Raw genomic sequence first — 18,784 nt, forward strand, 5'->3', positions numbered from 1 at the left:
AAAGATCAATACAAAGGAAGCAGATCATGGCATTCATCCCCGCCAAATGGCCCCGCAAGCTGCGGTCACAGGAATGGTTCGGCGGCAGCTCGAAGGATGCGATCTATCACCGGTCCTGGATGAAAAATCAGGGGCTCCCGGCAGATTTGCTGGACGGGCGTCCTGTGATCGGTATCTGCAACACATGGTCCGAACTGACCCCTTGTAACGCCCATCTGCGCGATCTGGCCGAACGGGTGAAATTCGGCGTGTATGAGGCCGGGGGCTTCCCCGTTGAGTTCCCTGTTTTCAGCCCTTCTGAAAGCACAATCCGCCCCACGGCAATGATGTACCGCAATATGTGTGCCATGGACGTCGAAGAGGCGATCCGCGCCAAATGCATGGATGGGGTCGTTCTGCTGGCTGGATGTGACAAGACCACACCCGCGCTATTGATGGGTGCGGCCTCGGTCGATCTGCCTGCGATCATGGTTTCTGGCGGGCCAATGCTGAACGGCTATTTCGGCGGCGAACGGGTCGGTTCCGGCACCCATCTGTGGAAATTCTCCGAAGCGGTCCGCGCGGGTGAGATGACAGCAGAAGAATTCGTCGAGGCAGAGGCATCCATGTCCCGCTCGCCGGGATCCTGCAACACGATGGGCACCGCCAGCACGATGGCGTCTATGGCCGAAGCGCTGGGCATGGCCATGTCAGGCAATGCCGCCATTCCCGCCGTCGACAGCCGCCGCCGGGTCATGGCGCATCTGACCGGTCGCCGGATCGTGGATATGGTCAAGGATGACCTGAAACCATCGGACGTGATGACGAAGGATGCATTTGAAAACGCCATCCGCACCAATGCGGCCATCGGCGGGTCAACCAATGCGGTCGTCCACTTGCTTGCCATGGCGGGCCGGACCGCTAACGTCGATCTGACGCTGGATGACTGGGACCGGCTTGGGCGCGACGTGCCGACCATCGTGAACCTGATGCCATCGGGCAAATACCTGATGGAGGAGTTCTTTTATGCGGGCGGCCTGCCCGTGGTGATCAAACGGTTGGGTGAGGCCGGACTGCTCAACAAAGATGCGCTGACCGTATCCGGCGGCAGCATCTGGGAAGAGGTCAAGGATGTGCGCAACCACAACCCTGATGTAATCCTGCCGGTAGAACAGGCGCTGACCCAATCGGGGGGCATCGCCGTGCTGCGCGGAAACCTCGCGCCGGGCGGTGCCGTGCTGAAACCCTCTGCCGCGACGCCGGAACTGATGCAGCACCGGGGCCGGGCCGTCGTGTTCGAAGATATCGACGACTACAAAGCGCGCATCAACAGGGACGATCTGGATATCGACGAAACCTGCGTCATGGTTCTGAAAAACTGCGGCCCGCGCGGCTATCCCGGCATGGCCGAGGTGGGCAATATGGGGCTGCCACCCAAGATCCTGAAAAAAGGGATCACTGACATGGTGCGGATCTCGGATGCGCGTATGTCCGGCACCGCCTTTGGCACGGTCGTGCTGCACACCACGCCTGAGGCCGCGCGCGGTGGCCCGCTGGCCGTGGTGCAAAACGGCGACATGATTGAATTGGACGTGGAAGGACGCCGCCTGCATCTTGATATTTCTGACGATGAGCTGCAAGCGCGGTTGGCCAAATGGACAGCAGAAGGCTCCGGCGCCAACCCCCGGCCCGAAAGCGGATATGCGATGCTCTACCATGACAAGGTCATGGGCGCAGACACAGGGGCCGACTTCGACTTCCTCGTCGGATGCCGTGGCAATGCCGTCGGCAAGGAAGCCCACTGATGACGCCCATATGCCTTGTGGGGATCGGCAAGATCGCGGTGGACCAGCATGTGCCTGCGATCGACGGCAGTGCTGACTGGACGCTCGCCGCGACTGTCAGCCGGGCGGGCAGCGTCGATGGGGTGCCGGCCTATTCTGACTTCGATCAGATGCTGGCCGAACGGCCTGACATCCCGGTTATCTCGCTCTGCCTGCCGCCGGTGCCGCGCTATGAGTACGCCGCCAAAGCCATCGCGGCAGGGCGGCATGTGATGTTGGAAAAACCACCCGGTGCCACACTGGCAGAGGTGCAAGCGTTGGAAACCATGGCGCAGACGGCGGGCGTATCGCTCTTTGCCACATGGCACAGCCGGATGGCGCGTGGCGTGGCGGCGGCCAAATCATTTCTGGCAGATAAAACCGTCACCGCCGGGAAGATCACCTGGAAAGAGGATGTGCGGCGCTGGCATCCGGGGCAGGATTGGGTGTTCGATCCCGGCGGGATGGGCGTGTTCGATCCCGGCATCAACGCACTCTCCATCCTGACAGAGGTACTGCCCGCCCCCGTGCACCTGCAATCCGCCACGCTGTCCTTCCCGGAAAATCGACAGACGCCCATCGCCGCAGACCTGCGCTTTTCCGGTGGGATCAGCGGCGCATTCGACTGGCGGCAAGAGGGGCCACAAACATGGGATATCACCTTGCAAGCGGGTGATGATCTGGTAGAGCTTCAAGAGGGCGGCAACCGCTGCATGATCAACGGGCAAGAGGCTACGTTGTCCGAACTCGACGAATATCCCGCGCTCTACGCACGCATGGCCGGGCTGATCAAGAACAGCAGCTCTGACGTTGACCTCTCTCCCATGATCCACGTCGCGGACGCGATGACACTGGGCCAGCGGAACATCGTCGCGGCCTTCGCATTCTGAAAACGGTCGGTGGGGGTGACGCTCCACCGGCAAATTCTGGACGCGACGGCTATTTCGTGGCCCAACTGACCGTCTCGGCGCTAACAAGCCAGCTTTTACTTAGAATGCTGATTCCTTAGGGTTGCTGACAACCGGCAGAAAGGAACATCAGGGATGGACGTTCAGCAGATGTACGATGATTTTCACCGTCAATATTCTGATGTGGCCAAAGCGGCTGATGCTCAACACAAGGTGACATGGGACAGTGTCACAGTCGAAGCGTCGCCCGTCTGGTTCGAAAGCCTTGCCAGCGTACTCAATACCCGCATGGGGGCGTTGGAAAATCACACTGAAATGGCTGCGATATTCCGCTTTTTTGATCTGAAGTTTCAGACAGGAAGCAAAGAGGTCAAAAGCTGCATTGATACCTGTTTTGTTGAAAACCTCTTTTGGCAAGTTCCTCCAAAAAAGGCGGCACCGGTTTGGGCTGTTCTGCCGCAGAACTTGCAGCAGTTATATGTTGCCTTCCATGGTCGGGCCCCGAACCAAGGCTGACAACGATTAAGTGCTGACACCAGCCCGTCCTATAGCGTTGACGAAATACCTAAGACATGACGTGTCAGCTAACGCGCCCAAATCTGTGATTTCGGGCGGCGTTAGCTGATCCAAATTTTTCGCATAACGCTCTAAATGCATGCGCCTCAAGAAACTGTTTGACATTGACGTTAGTGTCACCCTGCTAAGCACGGCTCCTAATCAAAGATGAACACTCATCTTCATCAGGAGAAAACACAAAATGACGCAGACGAATATCTGGCAAGACAAGGTTGCAATTGTGACTGGCGGCAGTTCCGGCATTGGGCGGGCGACCGCAATTGCGCTTGCAGAAAAAGGGGTCAAAGTTCTGATCACCGGGCGAAATGCAGACAGGCTGGCAGAGGTGACCGCCACAAATGATGCGATTAAGGCGGTGCAGACAGACAGCGCAGATGTGGAAAGTGGCGCACAGATCGTTGCAGCGACACGCGACCATTGGGGCCGCCTTGATCTGATCGTCAATAACGCAGGCGCGGGCCAGCCCTTACCAATCGCCGCCTATGACGCCGACATCATCGCAAACATGACGGCGGTGAATATTATTGCGCCCTCACAATTGGTCAAAGCGGGTCACGCAGCCCTGCGTGAAACCAAAGGGGCGATTGTCAATATCGGCACTGCCGTTTCCCAGAATGCTGCGCCGATGTTGGCGCATTACGCGGCAACCAAGGCCGCGCTCGCGCATTTGACCAAATCCTGGGCGATTGAACTGGCAGGCGACGGGATTCGCGTGAATGCGATCGCTCCGGGGCCCGTCAAAAGTGGCGCATTGACGGGGATGATGGGGTTGGCGGCGGAAACAGCCCAGCAGATAGAGGCACAGGAAGCGGCGCAAATCCCCCTTGGCCGGCGCGGTGTCACGGATGATATCGTACCGTGGATTTTGCGATTAGGCAGCGCGGAAAACGCATGGCTCACAGGGCAGGTTTTGACCGTCGATGGTGGCTGGGCGTTGCGCGCATAGAATCTGGCACAGGGTGGGCGGATTTCACTGATCCGCCCACGACGCTTGATCAGCGCACACAACGTTATCATCTATGTCAGAGTTAGTATAGGAGGGACGAAAATGCAGGCCAAAGCCGCCGCCGAAAGCTTGGGGATTACCCAGCGCATGTTGCGCCACTATGAAAACGAAGGTTTGATGCATGTGGCACGCAATCTGAACGGCTATCGGCACTATAGCGCGGCCGATCTGCGTCGTGCAGGGCGCATCCGCGATTTCATCTCAACCGGATTTTCCACACGCGAAATCCGCGCCATGAGCGCGTGCCTGTCGGATGACGGCTCTGGCGCCTGCGAAGGCGGGATCGAAAAGCTGACGCAAAAGCTGGCGGATATTGATCGGCTCCGATCTGAACTGGATGCACGCCGGGCCGCAGTTCAGGATCGCCTCGCAAGTCTAAGACGTGACCTACTCTCCGAAGCCATCCTTTAAAGCGTTTCGATTTCAACTTGAGACATTAAGCATCACAAATCGCGTTCGACCGTTAGGGAGAGGCAGCGAATTGTGATCCAAGGATGAATCGAAACGCTGTAGCGCACTGAAAACGGCAAGCGGCAGCCCCGAAAATCCTGAAGTTTGCCTTACATCCATATGCACGATGGGCGGACAGGCGGTGCGTAAAACCTTCGCGCGTTTTGCGTGCTGATCGGGAAAATGGTTAATGATCCCTGCAAAATGGACCGCACGATACATTAATTCGGGGCTTTTGCCCGGCAGAGTCCGATGCAAGTCCGACGTGTTTCCGACGTAAATCCGACCGGCATTTTTCCATAAAATACAGGCGTTAATCTTTGATTCGCGGGGGTTGCGTCCACCCAACGCACGGGCGGGGTCATGCAACGCCACCGCGCGTTGCACCCCCAAAGTTCACAAACTGCCAAAAATTTACCATTTGATAAAAAATAAAACTGTGGCAGGCTGATTCCCGTGAAGCCACGACAGGAAACGCTCATGTCCAGCCCCGTGAATACTCCGATGACCCCCGGCATTGCTGCTGACCGGCTGCCGCATGATACGCTTGATGACAATTTCAGCGACCTGCATGCGCCGCTTGCCCCGCATGAGGCCAGCGTTGCCGCCGACCGCTGTTATTTCTGCCATGACGCGCCTTGCATCACGGCCTGCCCGACAAGCATTGATATCCCGCTTTTCATTCGGCAAATCAGCACCGGCACGCCCGAGGCTGCGGCGAAAACAATCTTTGATAGCAATATCTTGGGCGGCATGTGCGCCCGGGTTTGCCCGACAGAGGAACTCTGCGAACAAGCCTGCGTGCGCGAAGCCGCCGAAGGCAAACCGGTCGAAATTGGTCGCTTGCAGCGCCACGCGACGGATCGTTTGATGGCGATGCAGGGCCACCCCTATACCCGCGCGCCAGAGACTGGTAAAACCGTTGCCGTGGTGGGTGCTGGGCCCGCTGGACTGGCCTGTGCGCACCGTCTGGCGATGCAGGGCCATGCGGTCACGCTGTATGATGCGCTGCCAAAACCGGGTGGCCTGAACGAATACGGCATTGCCGCTTATAAATCGACAGATGATTTCGCAGCGCGCGAAGCTGCGTGGCTGATGCAGATCGGCGGGATCACCTTGCAAAACGGCCAACGGCTGGGGGCAGAGCTTGCGCTGGATACGCTGGCCGACACGTTTGATGCGGTGTTCCTTGGTGTGGGGCTTGGCGGTGTGAATGCGCTGCGGGTCGCGGGCGAAGACATGGGCGGTGTGACCGATGCCGTTGGTTTCATTAAAGAATTACGACAATCGCAGGATCTGGCGCGCTTGCCCATCGGGCGTGATGTGGTGGTGATTGGCGGCGGTATGACGGCTGTTGACGCCGCCGTGCAATCCAAACTGCTGGGCGCGCAAAACGTGACCATCGCCTATCGGCGTGGACGTGAAAGCATGGGGGCCAGCACCTATGAACAAGACCTCGCCGCCGCCAAAGGGGTGACGTTGCTGTTCAACGCGCAGCCTGTTGCGCTGCACGGAAACGGCGCTGTGCGCGAAATTGAACTGGAATATACCGCCGATGATGGGACCGGGCTGAAAGGCACCGGCGAAACGATCCGGCTGAAGGCCGATCAAGTGTTCAAAGCCATCGGGCAGACGCTGGAAACCGATGCGGGGCTGACGCTTGCGGGGCGCAAAATCGCGGTGACAGGGCCGGGGCGCACCAGTCGCGCAGGCATCTGGGCAGGCGGCGATTGCGCCAGCGGTGGCGATGATCTGACGGTGACAGCCGTGGCCGAAGGGCGCGACGCGGCGATGGATATTCATGCAGTTTTGATGGGGAGCAATTAAGATGGCTGATCTGACAACAGAGTTTCTGGGCATCAAATCCCCCAACCCGTTCTGGCTGGCCTCGGCCCCACCGACCGATAAGGAATACAATGTGCGCCGCGCCTTTGAGGCGGGTTGGGGTGGTGTCGTCTGGAAGACGCTGGGCTCCGAAGGGCCGCCTGTCGTCAACGTGAACGGCCCGCGCTATGGCGCGATCTACGGGGCGGACCGGCGCTTGCTGGGGCTCAACAATATTGAGCTGATCACCGACCGCGATTTGCAAACCAACCTAGATGAAATCACGCGTGTGAAGGCAGATTACCCTGACCGTGCAGTGATCGTCAGCATCATGGTCCCGTGTGAGGAAGAAGCCTGGAAAGCGATTTTGCCAAAGGTCGCCGCGACCGGTGCTGATGGGATTGAGCTGAACTTTGGCTGCCCACATGGGATGGCCGAACGCGGCATGGGCAGCGCCGTGGGGCAGGTGCCTGAATACATCCAGATGGTCACCGAATGGTGCAAGAAATACTATGACAAACCGGTTATCGTAAAGCTGACGCCCAATATCACCGATGTGCGCAAACCAGCGCAAGCGGCCAAGGATGGCGGGGCCGATGCGGTCAGCCTAATCAACACGATCAATTCGATCACCAGCGTCGATCTGGATGTCATGGCCCCGCAGCCGACGATTGATGGCAAAGGCACCCATGGCGGCTATTGCGGCCCGGCGGTCAAACCGATTGCGATGAATATGGTCGCCGAAATTGCCCGCGATCCGGGCACACATGGGCTGCCGATTTCCGGCATTGGCGGGATCACGACTTGGCGCGACGCGGCAGAGTTTATGGCGCTGGGCTGCGGTAATGTGCAGGTCTGCACGGCGGCGATGACCTATGGCTTCAAGGTTGTTCAGGAAATGATCAGCGGACTGTCGCAATGGATGGATGAAAAGGGCTATCGTTCCACCGCGGATTTCATCGGCATGGCGGTTCCCAATGTCACTGACTGGCAGTATCTGAACCTGAACTATGTGGCAAAAGCGCAGATCAGTCAGGATGATTGCATCAAATGCGGGCGCTGCTATGCGGCCTGCGAAGACACCAGCCATCAGGCGATTGCAATGTCCGCAGATCGCACCTTTAGCGTGATTGATAAAGAATGCGTCGCCTGCAACCTATGTGTTGATGTCTGCCCGGTGGAAAACTGTATCACCATGGTGCCGATGACGCCGGGCGAAGTTGATCCGCGCACCGGTAAGGTGGTGCAGAAAGAATACGCCAACTGGACAACCCACCCCAATAATCCGGGTGCTGTCGCGGCAGAGTGATCGGAACCGCCGGCCCTTTCCCTTGTTAAACAGGGGAAAGGGAGAATTGACATGACAAAGGATCACGGACCGTCCATCAAGGATGATGACACCTATGAGGCACTGCGCGAAGACGGTGCCTCCAAGGAAAAGGCCGCGCGGATCGCAAACGCGAAAGCGAATGACGATCAACACCCGTCGGAAAAGGGTGGCAAGGCAAAGCCTTATGAAGACTGGACTGTTAAAGAGCTTTACTACCGGGCACAAGAACTGGATATTGATGGCCGGACGGATATGAACAAGGACGCGCTGATCGACGCTCTGCGCCATCACTAACGCCCCGCTGGCGGGACAAGCCGCAACGCGCGCGCCGAACGCGAAATTGTTGCGGCGTTACAACTCTTTCCAAAACTTTCAAAAACCGTTATGGCCCGTCCATCTTGAGAGCCCGGCGCCCGCGTCCCAGCGCCTGACCAAAGAAGATACCGGGATGAGGGGGAATACGCCCCCTACGCAAAAGGCCGCACAGGCCAACTAGGAAAACATGATGTTTAACGAAGTGAAAAAATCAATGCAGTGGGGGCAGGACACGCTCACGCTGGAAACGGGTAAGGTTGCCCGTCAGGCGGATGGTTCCGTCATTGCCACGCTGGGCGAAACCAGTGTGATGGCCAACGTGACATTCGCACGTGCCCAAAAGCCCGGTCAGGATTTCTTTCCGCTGACCGTCCACTACCAGGAAAAATATTACGCCGCCGGTAAAGTGCCAGGCGGCTTTTTCAAGCGCGAAGCGCGTCCGACTGAAAAAGAGACGCTGACCTCCCGCCTGATCGACCGCCCCATTCGCCCGCTGTTCGTCCCCGGCTTCAAGAACGAAGTGCTGGTGATGTGTACGGTTCTGTCGCATGACATGGTCAATGACCCCGATATGGTCGCGATGATCGCAGCCTCGGCCGCGCTGACCATTTCCGGTGCACCTTTCATGGGTCCGATCGGCGCCTGCCGCGTGGGCTTTGTGGATGGCGAATACATCCTGAACCCCGAAATCGACGATATGCACAACCTGCGTCTGAACCCAGAGCAGCGTCTGGACCTTGTTGTCGCCGGCACCAAAGACGCCGTGATGATGGTGGAATCGGAAGCCTATGAGCTGACCGAAGAAGAGATGCTGGGTGCCGTGACCTTCGCGCACGAACAGATCCAGCCGGTCATCGACCTGATCATTGATCTGGCCGAAGAAACCGCGAAAGAGCCGTTCGATTTCCAGCCTGTCGATTATTCGGATCTGTCCGCCGCTGTCAAAGCCGCTGGCGAAGACAAGATGCGCGCTGCCTATGCGATCACCGACAAGCAGGAACGCACATCGGCCGTGTCCGCCGCCAAGGATGCGATCATCGCTTCTTTGACCGAAGAACAGCAGGAAGACGGCAACCTTGGTGCCGCGCTGAAAAAGCTGGAATCCGCAGTGCTGCGCGGCGATGTCGTCAAGAACGGCAAGCGGATCGACGGACGTGCGCTGGACCAGATCCGGCCCATCGTGTCGGAAACCGGCATTCTGCCCCGGACCCACGGTTCCGCCCTGTTCACCCGTGGTGAAACGCAGGGTCTTGTCGTGACCACGCTGGGCACCGGCGACGACGAACAGATGATCGACGCGCTGACCGGCATGTATAAATCCAACTTCATGCTGCATTATAACTTCCCCCCCTATTCTGTCGGTGAAGTTGGCCGTGTGTCTGGCCCGGGCCGTCGCGAAATCGGTCACGGTAAACTGGCATGGCGTGCGTTGCAGGCAGTTCTGCCAGCGGCAACGGATTTCCCCTATACGATCCGCGTCGTGTCCGAGATCACTGAATCCAACGGCTCGTCCTCGATGGCGTCGGTCTGCGGCGGTTCGCTGTCCATGATGGACGCCGGTGTGCCGCTGAAAGCCCCCGTCGCCGGTGTGGCTATGGGTCTGGTGATGGAAGATGACGGTTCCTACGCCGTGCTGTCCGACATTCTGGGTGACGAAGACCACCTTGGCGACATGGACTTCAAGGTTGCCGGTACCGAAAACGGCATCACGTCGCTGCAGATGGACATCAAGATCGCGGGCATCACGCCAGAGATCATGTCCAAGGCACTGGATCAGGCCAAGGCCGGCCGCCTCCATATCCTGGGTGAGATGTCCAAGGCCCTGACCGGCGCGCAGGAATTCAGCGTTCACGCGCCCAAGATCGAAACGATGCAGATCCCTGTCGACAAGATCCGTGAAGTCATCGGGTCTGGCGGCAAGGTCATTCGCGAGATCGTGGAAACTTCCGGCGCCAAGGTCGATATCAACGACGACGGTGTGATCAAGCTGGCGTCCAACGACGCCGAGGCGATCAAGCGCGCCCACGACATGATCTATTCCATCGTGGCCGAGCCCGAAGAGGGCAAGGTTTACAAGGGTACGGTCGTGAAACTGGTCGATTTCGGCGCCTTCGTGAACTTCTTTGGCAAGCGCGACGGTCTGGTCCACGTGTCCCAGATCGAAAACCGCCGCCTGAACCACCCTTCCGATGTTCTGAAAGAAGGTCAGGAAGTCTGGGTCAAGCTGCTCGGCTTTGATGATCGCGGCAAGGTGCGTCTGGCCATGAAAATGGTCGATCAAGAGACCGGCGAAGAGCTGAAGAAAGAACAGGCTGCCGAAGAATAAGGCGACCTACCTGACCTGCCGCATCGCTGCGGCAGGTCTTTTCATTTTGAATATACGTTATAGCGACAACGATATTGTCTTACCTACCATAGCCAACCTTTAACTATGTAACAGGCGCGCCCGTAGGCACTTTATTTGCTGACGCGAATGAGATCATGCCGGACTGTTTTGGTATGTAGTACTGGCGAAAACCGATGAGCTTTAGGGAAATTTCCGTGACGCACGGAGCTTGTTTGACCGGTTCACGCATTCAGCCACATCTCCACCACATTCTATTCGCAATTTCGCAAGGATTCCGCGTTAACCTGAATTACTTGTGTTTAATGAGGGAAGAAATATGAAATTTGTTTTGGCCTGGGCGGCTTTTGCCCTCGCTTCTGCGCCGGTAAGTGCGCAGGATTTGCAGAATCTATCGGTTGGTCTGGGCGTTTCGAGCTTTGGTGGTAATCTTGAAGTTGGTTACCGGGTCGATCAGCGCTTTGGTGTGCGCGGTGCCTATCTGGGCGGTCTTAGCGCGGAATACGACGAACAGGATGGCCAGACCAATATCAGCGGCGATTTTGAGCTGGGTGGCCTGACGGTGATGGGCGATTATTACCCAATGCAGGGCAATTGGCGCGTTTCTGGCGGGCTGTTCTTTTCCGGCAGCGAACTGACTGCCCGCGGGACAGAGCAGATCGGGTTGCAAACCGTCGGCCTCATCACTGAGGCAGAGTTCAAAAATGACGTCTCGCCGGTTCTGACGACCGGATATGAAATTCCATTGGGCAACAATTTCAGCCTGAACACTGAATTCGGCGTCATCTTCACGGGCGGGATTGCGACTGAATTCACCGCAGATGATCCAGATGATCAGGACGACGTGGATAACGACCCGGATTTGCAGCAGTTGCAGGATGATCTGGAAGATATCGGTATCTACCCACAGGCCGCGATTACCGTTTCCTATCGGTTTTAAAACAAAAGCCGCCACGCAGCAGATTGCGTGGCGGCTGTCTTAGCTTCGTATGCGGCGCTTAAGGCGTCAGTCCTTCAGCTTTGTGGTCCGCAGGTAAGGCAGCACTTTTGTGAACTCACCATATTTCGCCTTGGCGTCATCATCGCTGACGGATGCGGGTATGATCACATCATCGCCGACATTCCAGTTGGCTGGTGTCGCGACACCTTTGCCGGTCGATGTTTGCAAACCATCCAGCGCGCGCAGCACTTCGGCAAAATTGCGGCCCACGGTCATCGGGTAGGTCATGGACAGTTTCAGCTTTTTGTCGGGCCCCATGATAAAGACAGAGCGCACGGTCGCGCTGTCGGCAGGTGTGCGGCCGTCAGGCAAATAGGCTTCGGCAGGCAGCATGTCAAAGGCTTTGGAAACTTCCAGCCCAGCATCTGCGATGATCGGGAAACCGGCCTTGGCGCCGCCAAAGGTTTCAATGTCACCCTTCCATTTCTTGTGATCCTCGACTCCGTCAACGCTGACGCCGATCACTTTGGTCCCGCGCTTTTCCCATTCGTCGGCCAGTTGGGCAACGGCACCGAATTCTGTGGTGCAGACAGGGGTGAAATCCTTGGGGTGCGAAAACAGGATCGCCCAGCTATCGCCGATCCAATCATGCAGCGAAATCGTGCCCTGATCGGTTTCGACCGTCAGGTTCGGGATTGTGTCATTGATCCGCAGACCCATCATATCACTCCTTTGAATGTGTTACCTTGGAATTGATATAGGCACGGTCCCGGCGCAGTACCACAGGTGCTTGCACTGTGTTTGGGCCAGTGCCAGTGTCCTGCCAAAGCAACAGGAGCGTTCGCATGATCGAGAACCGCAATTTCTATATCAACGGTGCCTGGGTTGCCCCGGCTAAGGCGCGCGACCATCACGTGATTGACCCCTCAACAGAAGAGGCCTGCGCTGTAATTTCGCTTGGAGATCAGGCGGATACGGATGCGGCGGTGGCTGCGGCCTCGGGTGCTTTTCCAACATGGGCCGCGACCCCGCCTGCCGACCGCGCCGAATATGTGAAGGGTATTCTGGCACAATATGAGGCCCGCCAAGAAGAAATGGCGCAGGCGATCAGCCAAGAAATGGGTGCGCCCATCGACCTTGCGCGCAGCAGTCAGGCCCCCTGCCTGCCGTGGCATCTGTCGAATTTCCTGAAAGCATTCGACCATATGGAATGGATTCGCCCGCTCGGCCCCCACGCCCCTGATGACCGTATCGCGATGGAGCCCATCGGCGTCGTCGGGCTGATCACCCCGTGGAACTGGCCAATGAATCAGGTCACGCTCAAGGTGATTCCGGCGCTTCTGGCAGGCTGCACCATCGTATTAAAACCGTCGGAAGAGGCACCGCTGTCATCACTGTTGTTTGCGGAATTAGTACATGACGCAGGCGTGCCCGCCGGGGTCTTCAATCTGGTAAATGGTGATGGTGCAGGCGTTGGCAGCCAGCTGTCCAGCCATGAAGATGTGGCGATGATCAGCTTTACTGGGTCCACCCGCGCTGGCAAGGCCATCTCTGCTGCGGCGGTGGATACGCTGAAGCGTGTGACGCTGGAGTTGGGCGGCAAGGGCGCGAATGTGATCTTTGCTGATGCGGACGAAAAGGCGATCAAACGCGGTGTGCTGCATTGCATGAACAATAGCGGGCAGTCCTGCAACGCGCCGACACGGATGCTGGTGGAACAGTCGATCTATGATCAGGCCGTCGAGACCGCTGCCGAAATTGCCGATAAGATTACCGTCGGACAAGCGTCGGACTCTGGCCGACATATTGGGCCTGTCGTGAACAAGACCCAATGGGAGAAGATTCAGGACATGATTGAGGTCGGGATCAAGGAAGGTGCCCGTCTGGTCGCGGGTGGTCCCGGTCTGCCAGAGGGCATGAACAAGGGATATTATGTGCGCCCGACGATCTTTGCCGATGTGAAGAATGACATGCGCATCGCGCGTGAAGAGATCTTTGGCCCGGTGCTGTCGATCATCCCTTTTAAGGATGAGGAAGACGCGGTGAAGATCGCGAATGACACGCCCTATGGGCTGACGAACTATGTGCAAACGCAAGACGGGGCAAAGCGGAACCGCATGGCCCGCGCCCTGCGCTCTGGCATGGTGGAAATGAACGGGCAAGCGCGGGGTGCCGGGTCGCCCTTTGGCGGGATGAAGATGTCGGGCCGCGCCCGCGAGGGCGGTGTATGGGGGATTGAGGAATTCCTTGAAGCCAAGGCAATCTCTGGCTGGGACACGGCTGCTGAATAATCCGCCCTGATTTCATGTGCGCCGGCGCACCAAATTCGTGCGCTGGTCGGTCTTTTGTGCGAATGAAATTCAGCTATCTATTTGGCAACGAATAGGAGGCTATTATGCTGAAACAGATCAAAGGTCTGCATCATGTCACGTCGCTGGCGCGCGACGCCCGCGAAAATAACGCGTTCTTCACCAATGTGCTTGGGCTGCGTCGGGTCAAAAAGACGGTCAATTTTGACGCCCCGGATGTGTATCACCTTTATTATGGGGATGAGACCGGCACCCCCGGCACCGTCATGACATATTTTCCCTTTCCGAATGCGGGTCGTGGCCGTCCCGGTACGGGCGAGATCGGGCGCACATCTTTCAGTATTCCGACCGGAACGGCAGAGGCGTGGAAAGAACGACTGGCGACATTCGACGCGCAGGGCATTGCCAGCGACACGCGCTTTGGCCAGACCCGTGTTTTGTTTGAGGGTCCAGATGGTGACGGTTTTGCGCTGGTCGAAAGCGATGATGATCGCACGCCGTGGACCGGCAATGGCGTCAGCGCTGAAATGGCGATCCGTGGCTTTCACTCTGCCGATATGCGGCTGCGCGATGGCGGGATGAGCGCGGAATTGCTCCAATTCATGGGTTATGAAAAGGCCGAGAGTGCCGACAATGTAACCCGGTTCATCGTGCCCGGCGGTAATCCGGCCAATGCGATTGATATTGAGGTGATGCCGGGAGCAAGCCATGCGATGCAGGGGGCGGGGTCAGTTCACCATATCGCCTTTGCTGTCGAAAATCGGGCGCGCCAGTTGGAAGTGCGCGAAGCGCTGCTCGACACGGGCTATCAGGTCACGCCTGTGATCGACCGGGACTATTTCTATGCAATCTATTTCCGCACGCCCGGCGGTGTGTTGTTCGAGGTCGCCACTAACGAGCCGGGTTTTGATAGGGATGAAGACACCGCCCATCTGGGCGAGGCGTTGAAGCTGCCAAGCCAGCATGAGCATATGCGTGCTCGGATCGAATCCCTTCTTGATCCGATCGAGGCCTGACATGAGCTACATCGCGAAACGTAGCACAGGGGCAGCGGGTCAACCGCTGTTCCTGACCTTTCACGGCACGGGTGGGCAAGAGGACCAGTTTCACGGGCTGGCCCGCGCGCTTTTGCCGAATGCACATGTGACATCGCCCCGTGGAGATGTGTCGGAACATGGTGCGCTGCGTTATTTTCGCCGCACGGGCGAAGGTGTCTATGACATGGATGATCTGGCAATGCGTCAGGCGGCCATGGCAGATTTCATCAAGGATGAGATCGCGGCGGCAAAAGCCCCCCGCACAATTGGACTTGGGTATTCCAACGGGGCGAACATTCTGGCGGCTGTTGCTTTCGAAGCGCCTGATCTGGTGGATGATTTGATCCTGATGCATCCGTTAATCCCATGGGACCCAGAACCGCAACCGGGTTTGGCGGGGCGGCGTGTGTTGATCACGGCAGGTCAGCGCGACCCAATCTGCCCGTTTGGTGAAACGGAAAAGCTTGCCAGTTATCTGACGGCGCAAGGGGCCGCGGTAAGCTTGGTCTGGCACGCAGGCGGGCATGAGATCGCGCAATCAGAATTGGACGCGATACAGCAGTTTTTGACGGCCTAGAGCATTTCGATTTATGCCTGAATCACCAATCACTGCCTTTTGCCTGCGGCTCAAACGCAATGGGTGATCTGTGATGTCTCAGGTGAAAACCGAAACGCTTTAAAACGGGCAGGGCGCGGTGATCCGCATGCCTTGCCCGCCATCGGGGTGCCGAAACTGCAAAGTTTCGGAGTGTAGCATCAGGCGCGAATGATCGCGCGCGGGACCCTGCGCATAAAACGGATCGCCCAGGATCGGATGGCCGATGGCCAGCATATGCACGCGCAGCTGATGGGACCGGCCAGTTTTGGGCATCAGCCGCAGCCGCGTTTCATCATCATTCGCCCGGACCACCCGCCAATCGGTCACCGCAGCTTTGCCATTTTCATGATCGACCATCTGTTTCGGCCGGTTCGGCCAATCCACGATCAGGGGCAGATCGACCGTGCCTGTACGCTCTGTAATCCGGCCAGCCACGCGGGCGACATAGGTCTTGCGCGTTTGGCGTTTTTCGAATTGCAGCCCAAGATGGCGCTGGGCGTGGGGTGTCAGGGCGAAAACCATGACCCCGGATGTATCCCGGTCCAGCCGGTGCACCAGCAGTGCGGTCGGAAAGACGGCCTGTACGCGGGTCATCAGGCAATCGGCCAGTTCTGGACCCTTGCCGGGGACCGATAGCAGGCCGCTTGGCTTGTCGACCAACAGCACCTCGTGATCGTCATGCAGAATGCTGAGCGGGTCATTGGGCGGGGCGTAGGCGGTCACCCGTAATCCCGTTCACCAAAGATGGCAGAGCCGACGCGCACATGGGTCGCCCCCAGCGCAATGGCGCTTTCGAAATCCGCGCTCATCCCCATCGACAAACCTTCCAGCCCGTTGCGGGCGGCGATTTTTGCCAGCAAGGCGAAATGAAGCGACGGTTCTTCCTCTGCTGGGGGGATACACATCAGACCTTTCAGTGGCAGATCAAGTGCGCGCACCTCGGCCACGAAATCATCCGCCTCGGCGGGCAGTACACCGGATTTTTGCGGTTCTTCGCCAGTATTCACCTGAATGAACAAATCCGGACATGATCCCATATCCTGCGCCAGCCGTGCGAGTGTATTGGCGAGCTTCGGACGGTCGACCGTGTGGATCGCATCGGCGAGTTCCATCGCCTGCCGCGCCTTGTTCGTTTGCAGCGGCCCGATCAGGTGAAGCTGTACATTATTATAGTGCGCGCGAAAGTCGGGCCATTTGCTTGCCGCCTCTTGCACCTTGTTTTCGCCGAACACGCGGTGCCCCTGATCCAGAATCGTGCGCACCCGATCCAGTGGTTGCACCTTGGATACCGCGATGAGTGTGATTTCATTTCTTTCGCGACCCGCACGGGTGCAGGCAGCCTCAATTCGCGACTGGATATCCGCTAAGGGCATGGAAACTCCGGTAAATAAGGATCACGCTGTGTTTCCGCCTGAAATAAAGGCAATTCAACCTAATGTCATGACCGAAAACACTGTGTGTCCTTGTTGCATCATTTTGCACTCTTGGGTCACAAATTCGCCCAATTCGCTTGAGTGTGAAAGCCCCAACGCGCAGATATTCGCCAATGCTAGGACAACTGGCATTCTTGGGAATGCAAAAACACGAGGGAAAAATCCATGAAAAGCATCCTTCTGACAACAACAGCTCTGGTCGCTTTCGCAAGCGCCGCTGCTGCTGACGGTCACGCCTCTATCTCTTTCTCGGGTAACACCGAAATCGGTTTCAACGACACAAACATTAATGTGCTTCCTACCGATGACAACGACAGCGAAGACGGTTTCTACTGGAACACAGACATCGACGTCACCATGACTGCTGAACTGGACAATGGTCTGACAGCATCGACATCGTTCGAAATCGACGTCGTTGGCGATCCTGCAAACAGTGCAACGCTGTCTAGCGACGAGTGGGTCACATCGATTGAAGGTGAAGGCTTTGGCGTATTCATCGGCGACACTGAATTCGCTGCGATCACCCGTTGGGCATCTGCCGGTGACATGGAAGCAGACAGCTTCTCTGAAGCAGACGGCGAAAACGTAATTCGCGCTGATGCGGACATTGCTGGCTTTGGCGTTTCTGTTTCGGCTGTTATCACTGACGCTGCTCAGGTCTATGTCAGCGACACCAACGGTGAAAACGTTGACCAAATGTCTGCCGGCATCGCAGGCGATCTGGGCATGTTCAGCTTTGCTTTGGCATACCAAGAAGAAGCATCTGCAACATTTGCCCCTGTGGCAGCTGCTGCTAACGGCGACTATGTTGCGAACGAAGTCCTCGGTGTATCTGCTGGCGTGAGCGTTGCTGGTGCAGATATCACCGTTGCTTTCGCCGAGAGAACCGGAATTGCACCTGAGGAAGATGCTACATCTATCGGCGCACAGGTTGCATATCCGTTTGGTCCAGTGACGGTAACTGGTTACTTCGTTGCTGAAGAAGGCACCGACGGCACTGAAGAAGATCCTAACTTCGGTATCGCAGTCGCTTATGCTGATGGCCCAATCGCTGTTGACCTGGACTTCGACGATGACCAAGGCACAACTAAAATCGGGCTTGACGGTTCTTATGACGTTGGCAACGGCCTGACTGTTCTGGCTGGTTACTACACCCAAGACAACGAAGACGGCAGCGACTATGCTGACGAATTCTATGTTGCCGGTACATACGACCTGGGCGGCGGTGCAGAACTGCTCGTTTCCTACGCTGAAGGCGACGACAACACCGACGACGAAATCGGTGGTCCTGACTACCAAATCGGTACAACTGTTGAAGTCTCCTTCGCTTTCTAAGCCAAGCTGACAATCAATACAGTCAGAGCGGCCCCATCCGGGCCGCTCTTTCTTTTTGTGCATCGGCGCTTGTGGCCTGCGCGCCCCTTCGCTACACCTCTTCCAGACCAGAGGCCGCCCTGATGGGAGAGTTCGTTTGACAGCTACGATCCGAAATTTCCGTTTCACCATTGCTGCGCTGTTGCTTGCGGCCCTTGCCGCCTGTGGCGGTGGCCAGACACCAACCCCGCGCGGGGCTGAAAATGTTGCGGTGAACCGTTACCTGTGGACTGCCTCGCTGGATGTGCTTAGCTTTCTGCCAGTGCAAAGCGCTGACCCTTTCACCGGTGTGATTTCCACGGGATACGGGACACCCCCTGGTTCTGGCCGTGCTTATCGCGCGACAATCCATGTCAGTGATCCCGCACTTGATGCGCGTTCGCTCAACCTGTCGCTGATGACCCAAAGCGGCCCTGTCGCCCTTGAAACGCAGCGCGCGGTTGAAGACGCCATTCTATCGCGGGCGCGCCAGCTTCGTATTGCTGATGGTGGCCTATAGCCATCGGCCATCTGCCCGATTATGAATACCGCCGGGCCC

18 protein-coding genes are annotated in these 18,784 nt (G+C 57.5%); 15 read left to right on the top strand and 3 right to left on the bottom strand.

The window, feature by feature from the left end; all coding sequences use genetic code 11:
• Window positions 1-26 precede the first annotated feature (26 nt).
• From araD to ACJ5NV_RS15520, 10 genes are all read left to right on the top strand, one after another.
• Window positions 27-1,784, top strand: a complete 1,758-nt coding sequence (araD, locus tag ACJ5NV_RS15475) for an L-arabinonate dehydratase (protein WP_411645140.1) — start codon at window positions 27-29, stop codon at window positions 1,782-1,784.
• Window positions 1,784-2,692, top strand: coding sequence for a Gfo/Idh/MocA family protein (locus ACJ5NV_RS15480; protein WP_411645142.1), 909 nt, complete (start codon window positions 1,784-1,786; stop codon window positions 2,690-2,692). The genes araD and ACJ5NV_RS15480 overlap by 1 nt, the downstream gene beginning before the upstream one ends.
• 153 nt (window positions 2,693-2,845) lie before the next feature.
• Window positions 2,846-3,226, top strand: coding sequence for a DUF7674 family protein (locus ACJ5NV_RS15485; protein ID WP_411645143.1), 381 nt, complete (start codon window positions 2,846-2,848; stop codon window positions 3,224-3,226).
• A 241-nt stretch (window positions 3,227-3,467) separates the two neighbouring features.
• The gene (locus tag ACJ5NV_RS15490) at window positions 3,468-4,232 is read left to right on the top strand and encodes an SDR family NAD(P)-dependent oxidoreductase (protein ID WP_411645145.1); all 765 of its coding nucleotides are present in this window, start codon (window positions 3,468-3,470) and stop codon (window positions 4,230-4,232) included.
• Window positions 4,233-4,334: 102 nt separating this feature from the next.
• The gene (locus ACJ5NV_RS15495; RefSeq protein ID WP_411645146.1) at window positions 4,335-4,703 is read left to right on the top strand and encodes a MerR family transcriptional regulator; all 369 of its coding nucleotides are present in this window, start codon (window positions 4,335-4,337) and stop codon (window positions 4,701-4,703) included.
• A 519-nt stretch (window positions 4,704-5,222) separates the two neighbouring features.
• A complete protein-coding gene (locus ACJ5NV_RS15500; protein ID WP_411645147.1) occupies window positions 5,223-6,569 on the top strand; it encodes an NAD(P)-dependent oxidoreductase in 1,347 nt (448 codons plus the stop codon).
• 1 nt (window position 6,570) lies between these two features.
• Window positions 6,571-7,875: an NAD-dependent dihydropyrimidine dehydrogenase subunit PreA gene (gene preA, locus ACJ5NV_RS15505; RefSeq protein ID WP_411645149.1), complete on the top strand. Its 1,305-nt coding sequence runs from the start codon at window positions 6,571-6,573 to the stop codon at window positions 7,873-7,875.
• 51 nt (window positions 7,876-7,926) lie between these two features.
• Window positions 7,927-8,190: a DUF7218 family protein gene (locus ACJ5NV_RS15510; RefSeq protein ID WP_411645151.1), complete on the top strand. Its 264-nt coding sequence runs from the start codon at window positions 7,927-7,929 to the stop codon at window positions 8,188-8,190.
• A gap of 211 nt (window positions 8,191-8,401) precedes the next feature.
• Window positions 8,402-10,537 (top strand): polyribonucleotide nucleotidyltransferase, encoded by a 2,136-nt coding sequence (gene pnp / locus ACJ5NV_RS15515; protein ID WP_411645210.1) that lies wholly within the window; start codon window positions 8,402-8,404, stop codon window positions 10,535-10,537.
• Between the two features lie 337 nt (window positions 10,538-10,874).
• Entirely contained in the window at window positions 10,875-11,495 is a 621-nt protein-coding gene (locus tag ACJ5NV_RS15520) for a hypothetical protein (RefSeq protein WP_411645152.1), read from the top strand.
• A 66-nt stretch (window positions 11,496-11,561) separates the two neighbouring features.
• Here the strand turns inward: ACJ5NV_RS15520 and ACJ5NV_RS15525 are convergent, their stop codons facing one another.
• Window positions 11,562-12,215, bottom strand: a complete 654-nt coding sequence (locus ACJ5NV_RS15525) for a peroxiredoxin (protein ID WP_411645211.1) — start codon at window positions 12,213-12,215, stop codon at window positions 11,562-11,564.
• Between the two features lie 125 nt (window positions 12,216-12,340).
• Between ACJ5NV_RS15525 and ACJ5NV_RS15530 the strand changes: the two genes are divergently transcribed.
• The 3 genes from ACJ5NV_RS15530 to ACJ5NV_RS15540 all read left to right on the top strand — a co-directional run bounded on the left by ACJ5NV_RS15530 (window position 12,341) and on the right by ACJ5NV_RS15540 (window position 15,418).
• A complete protein-coding gene (locus tag ACJ5NV_RS15530; protein ID WP_411645153.1) occupies window positions 12,341-13,786 on the top strand; it encodes an aldehyde dehydrogenase family protein in 1,446 nt (481 codons plus the stop codon).
• 104 nt (window positions 13,787-13,890) lie between these two features.
• Window positions 13,891-14,820 carry a VOC family protein gene (locus ACJ5NV_RS15535; protein ID WP_411645155.1) on the top strand — a complete coding sequence of 310 codons (930 nt, stop codon included), beginning with the start codon at window positions 13,891-13,893 and terminating at the stop codon, window positions 14,818-14,820.
• A 1-nt stretch (window position 14,821) separates the two neighbouring features.
• Window positions 14,822-15,418 (top strand): alpha/beta hydrolase, encoded by a 597-nt coding sequence (locus ACJ5NV_RS15540; RefSeq protein WP_411645157.1) that lies wholly within the window; start codon window positions 14,822-14,824, stop codon window positions 15,416-15,418.
• A gap of 99 nt (window positions 15,419-15,517) precedes the next feature.
• Here the strand turns inward: ACJ5NV_RS15540 and ACJ5NV_RS15545 are convergent, their stop codons facing one another.
• On the bottom strand, window positions 15,518-16,162 hold the full coding sequence (locus ACJ5NV_RS15545; RefSeq protein WP_411645159.1) for an RluA family pseudouridine synthase: 645 nt from the start codon (window positions 16,160-16,162) through the stop codon (window positions 15,518-15,520).
• Window positions 16,159-16,812, bottom strand: coding sequence for a YggS family pyridoxal phosphate-dependent enzyme (locus ACJ5NV_RS15550; protein ID WP_411645161.1), 654 nt, complete (start codon window positions 16,810-16,812; stop codon window positions 16,159-16,161). Before ACJ5NV_RS15550 ends, ACJ5NV_RS15545 begins: the two co-directional genes overlap by 4 nt.
• A gap of 225 nt (window positions 16,813-17,037) precedes the next feature.
• Here ACJ5NV_RS15550 and ACJ5NV_RS15555 point away from each other — a divergent pair, with 225 nt between their 5' ends.
• The gene (locus tag ACJ5NV_RS15555; RefSeq protein ID WP_411645162.1) at window positions 17,038-18,207 is read left to right on the top strand and encodes a porin; all 1,170 of its coding nucleotides are present in this window, start codon (window positions 17,038-17,040) and stop codon (window positions 18,205-18,207) included.
• A gap of 136 nt (window positions 18,208-18,343) precedes the next feature.
• Entirely contained in the window at window positions 18,344-18,745 is a 402-nt protein-coding gene (locus tag ACJ5NV_RS15560; RefSeq protein ID WP_411645163.1) for a DUF3576 domain-containing protein, read from the top strand.
• The last annotated feature ends 39 nt before the right edge of the window (window positions 18,746-18,784 follow it).

Source organism: Loktanella agnita, assembly GCF_046640325.1.
Taxonomy (GTDB): Bacteria; Pseudomonadota; Alphaproteobacteria; order Rhodobacterales; family Rhodobacteraceae; genus Yoonia; species Yoonia agnita.